Consider the following 12,174-nt stretch of genomic DNA (forward strand, 5'->3'; position numbering starts at 1 on the left):
AATGACAGATATACATCACGACAGGATACTGATCCTCGATTTTGGGTCTCAGTATACGCAGCTTATAGCGCGTCGTGTTCGTGAGGCCGGGGTCTATTGTGAGCTCTATCCTTTTGATATGAGCAGTGAGGCAATTGCCGAATTCAACCCAAAAGGGATCATTCTATCTGGAGGACCGGAGACTGCTACTACAGTAGATGCCCCCAGGGCACCACAAATAGTTTTTGATCTCGGTGTTCCGGTTCTCGGTATCTGTTATGGAATGCAGACCATGGCGGAGCAACTGGGTGGCAAGGTGGAGTCACCAGACCATCGTGAGTATGGTTATGCGCAGGTAAGAGCGCGTGGACATACGAGGCTGCTAAAGGATATTGAAGACCATACCACCCCGGAAGGCTATGGCATGCTGGATGTCTGGATGAGTCATGGAGACCGGGTGGCAGAGCTGCCTGACGGGTTCTCGGTGATGGCATCTACGGATAATGCGCCGCTAGCCGGCATGGCTGATGAGAGCCGCAGTTTTTATGGGGTACAGTTTCATCCAGAGGTAACACATACACGTCAAGGCGAGAGGATAGTAAACCGTTTTGTGCTGGATATATGTGGGTGTGCCGCACTGTGGAATCCTGCCAACATCATTGAAGAGAGTATTGCGGAGATTCGCCAGCAGGTTGGCGCTGATGAGGTTCTTCTTGGACTCTCCGGAGGGGTGGACTCATCAGTAGTTGCGGCACTGCTTCACAAGGCGATAGGTGATCAACTCACCTGTGTGTTTGTTGATAATGGACTGCTTCGTCTGAACGAAGGTGACCAGGTCATGGCAATGTTTGCTGAGCATATGGGGATCAGGGTTGTTCGTTCTGACTCTGAATCGCGTTTTCTTGATGCACTCAAGGGGGAGATCGACCCTGAAAAGAAACGCAAAATTATAGGCCACACATTTATTGATGTATTTGATGAAGAGGCTGGCAAACTCTCAAACGTAAAGTGGCTGGCTCAGGGCACTATCTATCCTGATGTAATTGAGTCTGCTGGAGCCAAATCCGGCAAGGCCAAGGTGATCAAGTCACACCATAATGTTGGTGGTCTACCTGATGATATGAACCTGGAGTTGCTGGAGCCACTGCGTGAGCTGTTTAAGGATGAGGTGCGCAAGATAGGGGTAGAGCTTGGTCTGCCATCCGAGATGGTCTATCGCCATCCGTTCCCTGGGCCAGGCCTGGGGGTAAGAATCCTGGGTGAGGTCAAGAAAGAGTTTGCGGATCTGTTGCGTAAGGCTGACGATATATTTATCTCTGAGCTTAGGGCGAATAACCTGTATGACTCAGTTAGCCAGGCATTTGTGGTCTTCCTGCCGGTTCGTTCAGTAGGTGTCATGGGTGATAACCGTCAATATGATTATGTTGTTGCGCTGCGTGCAGTGGAGACGGTAGATTTCATGACTGCACGCTGGGCTCATCTTCCTTACGATTTTCTTGGAAAGGTTTCAACAAGAATAATCAATGAGATCAATGGGATATCGAGGGTATCTTATGATATTTCTGGGAAGCCGCCCGCAACAATCGAGTGGGAATAGCAGAAGATCAAAGATGGATGAGGCGTGCCCTTGAGCTGGCGCACCATGCAGAGAGTGATGGCGAGGTTCCTGTTGGAGCTGTCATTGTAAGAGATGACACAATTATAGGAGAGGGGTGGAATAGTCCGATATCACTTCATGATCCTTCAGCCCATGCAGAGATCATGGCTATTCGTGCAGCGGCAACCAGCGAACAGAATTACAGGCTCCCGGGGACAACTCTATACGTCACCCTGGAACCATGTCCAATGTGTGCAGGGGCAATCGTCCATTCCAGAATTGAGCGGGTTGTTTTTGCCGCAGCCGACCAACGCTCCGGAGCAGCAGGATCACTCTTGCAGTTACTAAAAGGTACCTCTCTTAACCATCAGTGCGTAGTTGATTCTGGAATTATGGCTGATGAGAGTAGTGAACTACTGAAAAGATTCTTCAGGATGCGTCGACGCAATCTCTGACCAGAACAACCCGGGATTATGGCTACACTAAATAATTATATTCAGCTGATGCGTCTCGACAAACCTGTCGGGATTCTGCTGCTACTGTGGCCTACACTCTGGGGGTTGTGGATTGCTGCAGATGGATTTCCACCACTTTTGGTGCTGCTTGTATTTTTGGCAGGCGTCGTACTGATGCGATCAGCTGGCTGCATTATTAATGACTATGCAGACCGAGAAGTGGATCGGCATGTTGCGCGTACAGCAGTGCGCCCTCTCACAACCGGAGCAATCTCTACACGATCAGCACTGTTGCTCTTTACTGCATTGGTGGTGATCGCATTTCTGCTTGTTTTAACCATGAATCCGCTGACTATACAGCTCTCATTTGGGGCCATAGGGTTGGCTGTTATCTATCCCTTTATGAAACGCTACACCAATCTTCCTCAGCTGTTTCTGGGGGCTGCATTTGGCTGGGCCATTCCAATGGCTTTTGCTGCAGTGACTGGCAATGTACCAGCAGGAGCATGGTTACTGTTTCTGGCTACTCTCTGCTGGGCTGTGGTTTACGACACCATGTATGCAATGGTTGACAGGGAGGATGACCTGAAGGTCGGGATTCGTTCCACAGCCATCCTGTTTGGTGAGTGGGACCGGCTGATCATCGGCATATTCCAGCTTGCCATGTTGTCACTGCTGGTTGTTGCAGGGGCTGAATTCCGCCTTGGGACTCTCTATTACCTTGGAGTTGCCGTTGCCTCGATTCTGGCAATCTATCACCAGTGGCTTATCCGTAAACGTGACCCCAAAAGCTGTTTTCACGCGTTCCTTCATAACCACTGGCTGGGAATGGCACTGTTCCTGGGGATTGCCCTGGATACAACTATTACTGTTTAGGGTGCTTCTTCTGGCAGGCTCTGGTGATTAACTTGGCTGCCACGTCACTTCCGAGACCTTGCAGGTTATTCAAAAGGCAGTTCCAGTACTCCTCGGGATACTTGGCTACAGCTTTTTCCTGTGGCGGCATCTCGTAACTGATTGTCTGCTGCGGTGGTAGTGGCATTTGTGGTTGTGGCTGTGGCTGTACCATAACCGGTATCTGCACCGGTGCGGCCAGAGGCGGACTAACCACCTCAGCCATGGGTTGCATTATCTCTCTTACAGGCTGAGGCATGAAGCCTGGACCATTGTTTATGGGGTCAAAGGGGGAGGAGAGAGTGCTCCAGATATCGGCGGGAATCTCCTCTTTTTGCGGATATGGTGATGGTGACGTTGCCCCTGTATTGATCGCACCCTCCGCCAACACAACAGAGTGTGACGCTATAGATAGAGACAGTGTGGTTAGCACAATCCAAATACCGTTTCCGAAACTATTTTTGCTCATCTTTTCTCCATAAAAAATGTTATTTTCTGATCTGTTTCCTGATGGGCGGATCATACCATTATCATTCCTCTTTTTTCTTCAAAAGAGAATGGAAAAAAAACAGTTCCTCCAGTAGTATTGGGAGAATTGGATTCGAACGTATAGAGTAGCAATAGAAAGGGAATTTTTATGAAAAAAGTCAACTACACAGCTCTTTTTGCACTGCCGGCACTTCTTTTTTCAGCAGTGATCGAGGCGGGAAGTTTTGAGGGATACCTGATAGATGGATATGGGGTTATTGTCCGCACACCTTATGGCGACTGTATCCATACAGGCTTCTGGGATAAAAGTTATGCTCAGCCAGAGTGTGATGAGATCCTCGAGATCCGTTCCAAATATGCGATAGCTGTGGATGCAGCAGAGAAGGCAGGACTGCCTGCACCGGAGAAACCAGTTGAGATTGTCGATATTGAGACTGCAAAAATCGAAGAGCTTAAGCCAACGGCATCTGTCGAGGTTGGGCTTCCCAGATCAGCAGATATTCCAAACCCATCCATAAGTGAAATTGAGGTGGTTGAGGGGGATAGCCTCTGGGGTATTGCATCCAATGAGAAAGTTTATGGGGATGCAGCACTGTGGCCACTACTGTTATGTGCGAACAGAGAACAGATTATTGATGCTGATCTGATCTATGCTGGTCAGGTCCTGGCGATCCCTCACGACATCACTGAGGAGGCGCAACAGGCAGCAATTGGTCATGCAGATAATCGCGGTGATTGGGAGTTGGGAGAGGTAGAGGATAGCGACCTTGAATACCTTGCTCTGCATTGTGGCTAATACCCAAATCCTCACCTGGAAATATGCATACTGGAATAGACTTTAATATATACACTGGACTGGAAACAAGAGGCAAAATACGAACATGAAGGCAAAGAAAATAGAGTGGATAGGATTCCTGGTATCAATACTGTTTTCCTTTTCTGTGGCTTATGCAGAAGAGGGTGATGCTGTTGTAGAAGAAGAGCAACCTGCCGCTGTTGTGGAAGAGCCTGCTTCTGAAGCAGTAGCGGAGCAACAGCCAACCAGAGAGCTATACCTGGAAATAAACAAACTTGAGCAGAGAGATGAGAGCTGTATCGCCTATGTTCGTTTTAATAATAAAACTGATACCTCATTTGCTGAATTCAAGCCAGAGTTGTTTGCATTTAACAAGGATGACATCATTACTGCCCACTTCGCTGCTATCTTTAGTGATGTCCCAGCCAACAAGACTGTGGTTAAGCTGGTTTCAATGAAAAACACCAACTGTGACAATGTCGGCAGTATCCTGCTTAACAAGATACTCTCTTGCAGAGACAGTGAAAGCAGTATAGATGGCTGTATGCGGTTTTTAACAACTGGCGCAAAGGGCGCTATCAAACTCTTCAAGTAAGGATTCAATATGGATATTGAGCTACTCATTAGTAAGGGCGGAACTGTAGCCATTATTTTATTGGCACTCTCGGTTTATGGTTTCGCAATTTTTTTACTCAAGCTCTACCATTTTCAGTCACGTAAGGTGCTGTTTGGCTCCAATGACTTTATAGATAGAGCCATACAGAATATTGAGCGCGGGCAGAAGAGTATTGCTGCTACAGAACTCTCCGGTCGAAAAAATCCGGTTGCGCGAGTTATGGAGCGGGCTATCGAGCTATGTGATACGGGAACCTCCATTGATGATAACAGCGCTGCCAAGGAGGAGCTGGAGAGTGAGGGCAGAAGCCAGCTTGAGCATCTGACATCATACATTAGAGGGCTTGATGCTGTAGCCCACCTAAGCCCTCTGCTGGGGCTGTTGGGAACAGTGCTTGGAATGATTCAGGCATTTATGCAGCTTGAGGCGGCAGGTGTGCAGGTCGATGTAACCATGCTGGCAGGTGGAATCTGGGAGGCCCTGATTACAACAGCCTTTGGACTTGCCATCGCTATTCCTGCACTGGCCACGGTAAATTGGCTAGAGGGGATAGTGGAACGTGTCAGGCAGGATATGGGGGATAGTGTAACCAGAACACTCAGCGCAATTCGCCGCGCTGGATAGCTCGCAGGGCGTCCGTCATGCAATTTAATGCTGCTGGATATCAATCGAAGAGGCGCTGGCTTAGCCTGACCTCACTTATAGATATCGTTTTCCTGCTTCTTATCTTCTTTATGCTGACCACAAGCTTCTCTCAGCAGAGAAAGCTGTCTCTCGATATTCCTGCAGAAAAAGGTGAGGGCAATAGTGCCTGGCAAGGGGCATCACTGGTTCGTATCCACGAGGGCGGAAGGATTGACTTCAACGGAAGAGAGGTTAATGCTGAACAACTTGCTGCCAAGGCAAATCAACTGCTGCAAAAAAGACCAAACTCCAGATTTATTGTCCGCCCTGATGCTGACCTTCCACTGCAACAGGTGGTCGTCGTGATGGATCAACTCCGTGCTGGCGGGGCCAATCTGGTCAGTCTTATTCGCTAGAGGCTCTGCAAACAGATTATGCAGTTCAATTACCATAGAAAAAAACATTCAGAGATGGATATGACGCCACTGGTAAGTGTCATATTTCTTTTGATCATATTCTTTCTTGTTGCAGGCACTGTCAGTAGTCCAGGACTCTGGGAGATAGAGCATCCACACTCCAGTAGCGATGCAACGGTAGATCAGATGGATCTATCAATCTTTATTGATCAGGATGGCAATATGGCTGTCGGTGACAGAGAGATAAAAAATAACTATCAGCTACGCTACCTTATAGACAATGCGTACCAGAATCGTATTCCGCCATCAATAGAGGTTCATGCTGATAGCCGAGTCGATTCTCACGATGTGATTGAGCTTCTGGAGCAGGTTCGCAGGGGTGGGGTACGCAAGGTTGATCTGGTTACCGAGGTTGCCCCATAGCTATGGTTATCCAGTCACGCGAGTGGTTTGTTGCACTGACAGGCTCAATGTTGGTCCATATTCTGCTTATTCAGTTTATGCCATCTTATCAGTTGGCACCCATAGTCAAGCGCATAACTGAGAGCACTTTTACGGTAATGCTGGCCGATCCGGAAATTCTGGAAAAACTGGTGCTGGATCAACCTGAGGCCATCACCAGTGAAGTAGTGCCTATGATATCTCTGGATGACTCCCCTCAACCACTTGCAGAGTCAGTATCACCCGGGGTTGCCCTGGAGGTTGTTCCCGTTGAAGAGCCGGCAGGGGCAGACGCCGATATGGATCAACAGCCAGTAGTCGAACTAGAGGCTGCCGCCCCTGTTGAAGAGCCTGCTGGAGAAGATGCGGAGATGGAGGAGCAGTCAACAGTAGAGCTGGAGGCTACTGTTCCCCGCATGATAATACCAATATCAACAGAGTTGACTGAGGTGGCTGTTGATACTGTATCTGATCTCTCCATAGTAGCCATGCAACCTGTAGATGCTGACGAGGGGTTGATGATTCCAAATGTGAGCCTTGACAACTTCCTTCCATCAACTGACATAACATCTTTTCAGACAGATGAAGCAGAGGTCATTCTTGCTGAGATAGAGATAGAGCAGATTCACTTTGAGGAGCTGGAGATGGAGTCTCTGCCAGAGATTCAGGCGGAGGAGTTAAAATTTGAGGCGCCTGTCCCACAGATTGCTGAAACTAGCGATAGCAGTAAAATCAAAACAACCACTGTCGCCAAAAAGAGGGGGGGCAAAAGTTGGCGCAAGAAGTATTCTGGAGCAACCGGAGTTGGTTTTGCCTATCGTGACAAAATGCGTCTCAAGCTCAACGGTCTAACCATATACCCCCAAACCATTGCGGAAAAACACCTAATTGAAGGGAGAGTTGTTGTCAGGTTTGTACTGAATCGTGCAGGAGAGCTACTGGAGACCGAGATTATCGAAAGTTCTAACCATGTAGAGCTGGATGATGCAGTAAAACAGATGATTCAGATAGCTCAACCATTTGCACCGCTACCTGATGAGATGAAAAACGATAAGGTGGCATTTGCCTTCCCTGTAACTATCGAACTATCAAAATAGATAGCCCTGGGTTTTTTCTACTTTTCCACTCTTCGTCTATCCATCATGGCTGAGAGTATAATAAGCCAATGAAATCACTCTTCTCCAGACGTAAGTATTGGGCGCATCGCTTTGGGGTTGCACCTGTTCTGCCTATGTCTCGAGAAGAGATGGATGAGTTGGGGTGGGACTCATGCGACATTATTCTGATTACCGGTGATGGTTATGTTGACCACCCAAGTTTTGGAATGGCTCTGGTAGGACGCCTGTTGGAGTCTCAGGGGTTTCGGGTTGGTATCATCTCTCAGCCAGAGTGGCAGTGTGTAGATCAGTTTCGTTCATTGGGAAAGCCCAACCTGTTCTTTGGGGTAACAGCGGGAAACATGGACTCCATGGTGAACCGCTACACCTCTGACCAGAAAATCCGCAAGGATGATGCCTATACCCCGGGCGGTGAAGGGGGCAGGCGACCGGACCGTTCCACCATAGTCTATAGCCAACGTTGTCGTGAGGCCTACAATGAGGTCCCGATTATTATCGGAGGGATCGAGGCAAGTCTGCGCAGACTTGCTCACTATGATTACTGGTCAGACAAGGTGCGCAGGTCAATTCTTGTTGATGCACGTGCCGATCTTCTGCTTTATGGAAATGCAGAGCGTGCCATTGTAGAGGTGGCACACAGGCTTGCATCGGGGGAGCCAGTAGAAACAATCCGTGACCTTCGTGGAAGTGCCTATCTTCTTAAATCTGGCGAGCTCTCTGAAAGTATTTCAGGCTGGGATATTCTGGATTTGTCAGAGCTGCCAAAGGGAGAACGCAGCAGTGGTAACACCAGAAAAGGTGTGGAGCGTAGCCATACAGTCATCACCCTGCCATCCTTTGAACAGGTAAAAGGGGATAAGAGACTGTACGCCCACACCTCACGTTTTTTCCACCTTGAGACAAATCCTGGAAATGCACGTGCACTACTTCAGCCGCATGGGGACCAGCAGCTGTGGCTTAATCCGCCTCCGGAGCCTCTTACTACGGAGGAGTTGGATCGGGTCTATGAGTTGCCTTATACACGTCAACCACACCCATCCTACAAAGGTGCAAGGCTTCCCGCTTATGAGATGATCAGGTTCTCGATCAACATTATGCGAGGCTGTTTTGGCGGATGTACTTTCTGCTCAATAACAGAGCATGAAGGAAGAATTATTCAGAACCGTTCGGAGAGCTCTATTCTTCGCGAGATTGAGGAGATCAAGTCAATCCCGGGATTCACAGGGAATATCTCCGATCTCGGAGGACCAACTGCAAACATGTACAGGATGCGCTGCAAAAGCAGAGAGATAGAGTCGGCTTGCAGGCGACTATCCTGTGTATATCCTGCAATCTGCAAACATATGGATACCAACCATCAACCGCTGATTAATCTATACCGAAAGGCGCGTGAGCTGCCTGGAGTTAAGCGAATATTTATTGCCTCCGGCTTGCGCTACGATCTGGCTGTACGTTCTCCAGAATATATTGAGGAGCTGGTAACCCACCATGTTGGCGGGTATCTGAAAATCGCTCCGGAACATACTGAAGATGGCCCGCTCAGCAAGATGATGAAACCAGGAATAGATGTCTTCTATCGATTTCGAGAGATGTTTGACCGCTTCTCCAAAAAAGCAGGAAAGGAGCAGTATCTGATACCGTATTTTATTGCGGCCCATCCAGGAACCACAGACAGGGATATGGCAGATCTTGCGCTCTGGCTAAAAAAGAACAGGTTCCGTCCTGATCAGGTACAGAACTTTCTGCCTACCCCAATGTCTCTGGCAACTACCATGTACCACTCAACACACAATCCGCTACGCAAGATCAAGGGTGATACAGATTCAATGCCAATTCCAAAAGGGGGGAGAAGGCGGAGATTGCATAAGGCGTTTCTGCGCTACCACGACCCCAATAACTGGCCACTGCTGCGCCAAGCCTTGAAAGATATGGGGTTAAGTAGCTGGATAGGATCCGGCAAAGAGCAACTGGTTCCTGCTGAGCAGAAAAGAGCGAGAAACAGATATGGCAAAGTGGTCAATAGAGGACGCAGAAAAAAGTGATGGATTTTATTAAACAGTCAGTTGTCATTGAGAAGGCATGGAGCTGGATAGAGAGTGATGGCAACAGAGCTGCCATGGATGATGCTTCTGCTGTTGCCAAACTGGTACATGAGTTTGCTCCACAGGATCATGAGATGATCTCTGCCGCAATGCTCTACACATATCACCAGCGGGCGCCACTGTCACTGGATCATAATCTTGAGGAGATCTTTGGAGAAGTTGTCTATCGACTGATCCAGGGTACTGTAGAGATGACAGCACTTCACTCCCATCTTTACAACATTGAGATGCAACAGGAGTCACAGCATGAAAATCTGCGAAAAATGTTGCTGGCAATGGCTGAAGATGTACGTGTTGTAGTTATTAAATTGGCTGAGCATCTAAATCTTATGAGCAATTCTGGATCTCTCTCGGAAGAGCAGCAGATAGAGAATGCCATGCTTACAAGAAATGTACTTGCCCCACTGGCAAACCGTCTTGGAATGGGAGCCATGAAGTGGCAACTTGAGGACCTTGCATTTCGCAAGCTTGAACCAGATGCATACCAGAGGTTATCTCGACAGATAGATCAGAAACGGGTTGAGCGCGATACATATATAAACCACTCCATCACCGCTATCGAGAATGCCCTGAAAAATGAATCAATCAAGGGTTCTGTGACTGGTCGCACCAAACATCTCTACAGTATATGGAAAAAGATGCAGAGGAAGAGTGTAGAGGTTGATTCACTTTATGATCTCCACGCAGTTCGTATTCTGGTAGATACAGTATCTGACTGTTATGCGGCGCTCGGGGTTGTGCATGGTCTTTGGTCCCATATCTCCAGAGAGTTTGATGACTACATCGCAAACCCCAAGGGTAACAACTATCGTTCTATACATACGGCCGTACATGGCCCGCAGGGACGGATTCTAGAGATTCAGATACGTACCCACGAGATGCATGATGCGGCCGAACTAGGAGTGGCAGCGCACTGGAGATACAAGGAGGGGACAAGGTATGACCCTGGATTCGAGAAAAAAATCCACTGGCTGAGGCAGCTGCTCGAATGGAAAGATGAGGTCTCTGAGCAGGAGGGAATGGCCGAACAGTTCAGGGATGAGATGGTGGAGGAGCATATCTATGTACTGACCCCGGAAGGTGAAGTGATAGAGCTTCCAGAAGGGGGGACTGCGCTCGATTTTGCATATACCATCCATAGTGGACTGGGACACCGAACTCGAGGTGCCAAGGTGGATGGAAAGATAGTGCCTTTAAACCACCCCCTGGAGTCAGGGCAACGGGTAGAGATTCTTACAGTAAAAGAGGGAGGCCCCACCAGGGACTGGATGAACCCAAATCTTGGGTATCTTCACACCTCACGAGCACGTTACCGAGTGCGGCAATGGTTTAGAAAGCAGGATTTTGAAGAGAACGTAGCTGCTGGAAGAGCCATTCTTGAACGTGAAATGGTGCGTGCAGGACAGCCAGATCTTGCAATTAAAAAACTGGTTGAGCGTTATGAACAGAAAAGTCCAGAATCTCTATATGGTGCAATTGGGCAGGGAGATATAACCTGCGGACAGATTGCAGGGGCAATATCATCATTAACATCTGTATATAGTAAAAAGAGAAAAGTAAAAAAACATTCTGAGCCAGATGTTATTGATAGTAACCAGATATCCATCCGTGGTGTTGGTAAACTAATGACCAGCATAGCTAATTGCTGCCATCCAGTTGATCCAGACCCTGTTATCGGTTTTATTACCCGTGGTCGTGGGGTAACAATTCACCACCAAGAGTGTCCCAATGCGCTCCATCTTATTGAGACTGAACCGGAACGGGTTATTGAGGTTTCATGGGGGGCTGTCGATGCCGGGGAGAGTGAATATAAAATAATCATCAAGGCTTATGACCGATCAGGACTTCTTAGTGATATTACAACCCTGTTTAGAAACGAGGGCGGCAACATAGATTCTATTAACACATCCACAGACAGGGATAACCATACAGCCCATATAACATTGACTGTTGGGCTAAAATCGAAAGATAGATTCAGTAAAATTCTTGATAAGCTCGCAAGGGTAAGGAACGTCATCTCTGCTGTCAGAGATAATGGGTAAGGCGTTTCTGTATAAATAGTTGCAATAGAGGCAAGACATAAAGTAAACAAAAAAAATAAATAAATTATTTACAACCAATAACTATATGTATTATAGTCCCAATACATTTCAAGGCTGCCTATTATAAAAAAATTGATCAGCATTGAATTTGAGAGATATTCAAGAACTATTTTGTTAGAGGACTTTGTATGAACATGAATAAAATGAGTGATGCCAAGCTTGCTTCAGCTATCAAGAAAATGACAGCTGAGCTTAAAAAAATGACGACTGAAGCTGACCGCAGAAAGAAAGATGGTGCAGCCCAAGCCAAGGCACAAAAAGAGCTGGCGGCACTTGCCAAGAAATATGGTGCAGCCACAATCAAGAAGTTGGCTGCATCCACTAAAGGCAAAGGCAAAGGCAAAGGCAGGCCTGCAGCGAAACGCGCCAAGGTGAAACCTGTTTACCGTAATCCGGATAATTCTGCCGAGACCTGGACTGGTCGTGGCAGATCACCAAAATGGGTGGTTGCTGCAGAGAAGAAATATGGTGGTAGAGATAAACTTAAAATCGCAAACCAGTAAGGTAAGCTACTTTAGAGACAAAAAAAGCCTGTTTTATAACAG

Annotated in this window: 13 protein-coding genes; 12 read left to right on the forward strand and 1 reads right to left on the reverse strand. The window is 47.7% G+C overall.

Going from position 1 to position 12,174, the window contains the following annotated elements; translation table 11 throughout:
• The first annotated feature begins 1 nt into the window (after position 1).
• The 3 genes from guaA to ubiA are packed head-to-tail and all read left to right on the forward strand — an operon-like array spanning position 2 to position 2,907.
• Positions 2 to 1,576 carry a glutamine-hydrolyzing GMP synthase gene (gene guaA / locus AC3ZFK_RS03630; RefSeq protein ID WP_487507325.1) on the forward strand — a complete coding sequence of 525 codons (1,575 nt, stop codon included), beginning with the start codon at positions 2 to 4 and terminating at the stop codon, positions 1,574 to 1,576.
• On the forward strand, positions 1,573 to 2,031 hold the full coding sequence (tadA, locus tag AC3ZFK_RS03635; RefSeq protein ID WP_487541404.1) for a tRNA adenosine(34) deaminase TadA: 459 nt from the start codon (positions 1,573 to 1,575) through the stop codon (positions 2,029 to 2,031). Before guaA ends, tadA begins: the two co-directional genes overlap by 4 nt.
• Before the next feature lie 18 nt (positions 2,032 to 2,049).
• Positions 2,050 to 2,907, forward strand: coding sequence for a 4-hydroxybenzoate octaprenyltransferase (gene ubiA / locus AC3ZFK_RS03640; RefSeq protein WP_487506972.1), 858 nt, complete (start codon positions 2,050 to 2,052; stop codon positions 2,905 to 2,907).
• Here ubiA and AC3ZFK_RS03645 read toward each other — a convergent pair.
• Positions 2,897 to 3,394 (reverse strand): hypothetical protein, encoded by a 498-nt coding sequence (locus AC3ZFK_RS03645; protein ID WP_487506973.1) that lies wholly within the window; start codon positions 3,392 to 3,394, stop codon positions 2,897 to 2,899. The genes ubiA and AC3ZFK_RS03645 overlap by 11 nt on opposite strands.
• Before the next feature lie 168 nt (positions 3,395 to 3,562).
• Between AC3ZFK_RS03645 and AC3ZFK_RS03650 the strand changes: the two genes are divergently transcribed.
• The 9 genes from AC3ZFK_RS03650 to AC3ZFK_RS03690 all read left to right on the forward strand — a co-directional run bounded on the left by AC3ZFK_RS03650 (position 3,563) and on the right by AC3ZFK_RS03690 (position 12,132).
• Complete coding sequence (locus tag AC3ZFK_RS03650) at positions 3,563 to 4,210, forward strand: LysM peptidoglycan-binding domain-containing protein (RefSeq protein ID WP_487506974.1); 648 nt, start codon at positions 3,563 to 3,565, stop codon at positions 4,208 to 4,210.
• Between the two features lie 85 nt (positions 4,211 to 4,295).
• Positions 4,296 to 4,805, forward strand: a complete 510-nt coding sequence (locus AC3ZFK_RS03655; protein WP_487506975.1) for a hypothetical protein — start codon at positions 4,296 to 4,298, stop codon at positions 4,803 to 4,805.
• Between the two features lie 9 nt (positions 4,806 to 4,814).
• The gene (locus AC3ZFK_RS03660) at positions 4,815 to 5,450 is read left to right on the forward strand and encodes a MotA/TolQ/ExbB proton channel family protein (RefSeq protein ID WP_487506976.1); all 636 of its coding nucleotides are present in this window, start codon (positions 4,815 to 4,817) and stop codon (positions 5,448 to 5,450) included.
• Between the two features lie 17 nt (positions 5,451 to 5,467).
• On the forward strand, positions 5,468 to 5,866 hold the full coding sequence (locus AC3ZFK_RS03665) for an ExbD/TolR family protein (RefSeq protein ID WP_487506977.1): 399 nt from the start codon (positions 5,468 to 5,470) through the stop codon (positions 5,864 to 5,866).
• 18 nt (positions 5,867 to 5,884) lie between these two features.
• Positions 5,885 to 6,289: an ExbD/TolR family protein gene (locus AC3ZFK_RS03670; RefSeq protein ID WP_487506978.1), complete on the forward strand. Its 405-nt coding sequence runs from the start codon at positions 5,885 to 5,887 to the stop codon at positions 6,287 to 6,289.
• 2 nt (positions 6,290 to 6,291) lie between these two features.
• The gene (locus AC3ZFK_RS03675) at positions 6,292 to 7,404 is read left to right on the forward strand and encodes an energy transducer TonB (protein ID WP_489433728.1); all 1,113 of its coding nucleotides are present in this window, start codon (positions 6,292 to 6,294) and stop codon (positions 7,402 to 7,404) included.
• Positions 7,405 to 7,472: 68 nt separating this feature from the next.
• Positions 7,473 to 9,467: a YgiQ family radical SAM protein gene (locus tag AC3ZFK_RS03680; protein ID WP_489433729.1), complete on the forward strand. Its 1,995-nt coding sequence runs from the start codon at positions 7,473 to 7,475 to the stop codon at positions 9,465 to 9,467.
• Positions 9,467 to 11,569, forward strand: a complete 2,103-nt coding sequence (locus tag AC3ZFK_RS03685) for a RelA/SpoT family protein (RefSeq protein WP_487506981.1) — start codon at positions 9,467 to 9,469, stop codon at positions 11,567 to 11,569. Before AC3ZFK_RS03680 ends, AC3ZFK_RS03685 begins: the two co-directional genes overlap by 1 nt.
• A 188-nt stretch (positions 11,570 to 11,757) precedes the next feature.
• Positions 11,758 to 12,132 carry an H-NS histone family protein gene (locus AC3ZFK_RS03690; RefSeq protein WP_487506982.1) on the forward strand — a complete coding sequence of 125 codons (375 nt, stop codon included), beginning with the start codon at positions 11,758 to 11,760 and terminating at the stop codon, positions 12,130 to 12,132.
• Positions 12,133 to 12,174: the final 42 nt, after the last annotated feature.

It is taken from the genome of Candidatus Thiopontia autotrophica, assembly GCF_982804495.1.

Bases quoted from the DNA above. Each gene is read 5' to 3' on its own strand.
- AC3ZFK_RS03655 (WP_487506975.1), top strand. From the start codon at position 4,296: ATGAAGGCAAAGAAAATAGAGTGGATAGGATTCCTGGTATCAATACTG.
- AC3ZFK_RS03690 (WP_487506982.1), top strand. From the start codon at position 11,758: ATGAACATGAATAAAATGAGTGATGCCAAGCTTGCTTCAGCTATCAAG.
- AC3ZFK_RS03675 (WP_489433728.1), top strand. From the start codon at position 6,292: ATGGTTATCCAGTCACGCGAGTGGTTTGTTGCACTGACAGGCTCAATG.
- ubiA (WP_487506972.1), top strand. From the start codon at position 2,050: ATGGCTACACTAAATAATTATATTCAGCTGATGCGTCTCGACAAACCT.
- AC3ZFK_RS03670 (WP_487506978.1), top strand. From the start codon at position 5,885: ATGCAGTTCAATTACCATAGAAAAAAACATTCAGAGATGGATATGACG.
- AC3ZFK_RS03645 (WP_487506973.1), bottom strand. From the start codon at position 3,394: ATGAGCAAAAATAGTTTCGGAAACGGTATTTGGATTGTGCTAACCACA.
- AC3ZFK_RS03665 (WP_487506977.1), top strand. From the start codon at position 5,468: ATGCAATTTAATGCTGCTGGATATCAATCGAAGAGGCGCTGGCTTAGC.
- AC3ZFK_RS03680 (WP_489433729.1), top strand. From the start codon at position 7,473: ATGAAATCACTCTTCTCCAGACGTAAGTATTGGGCGCATCGCTTTGGG.
- AC3ZFK_RS03660 (WP_487506976.1), top strand. From the start codon at position 4,815: ATGGATATTGAGCTACTCATTAGTAAGGGCGGAACTGTAGCCATTATT.
- AC3ZFK_RS03650 (WP_487506974.1), top strand. From the start codon at position 3,563: ATGAAAAAAGTCAACTACACAGCTCTTTTTGCACTGCCGGCACTTCTT.
- guaA (WP_487507325.1), top strand. From the start codon at position 2: ATGACAGATATACATCACGACAGGATACTGATCCTCGATTTTGGGTCT.
- AC3ZFK_RS03685 (WP_487506981.1), top strand. From the start codon at position 9,467: ATGGATTTTATTAAACAGTCAGTTGTCATTGAGAAGGCATGGAGCTGG.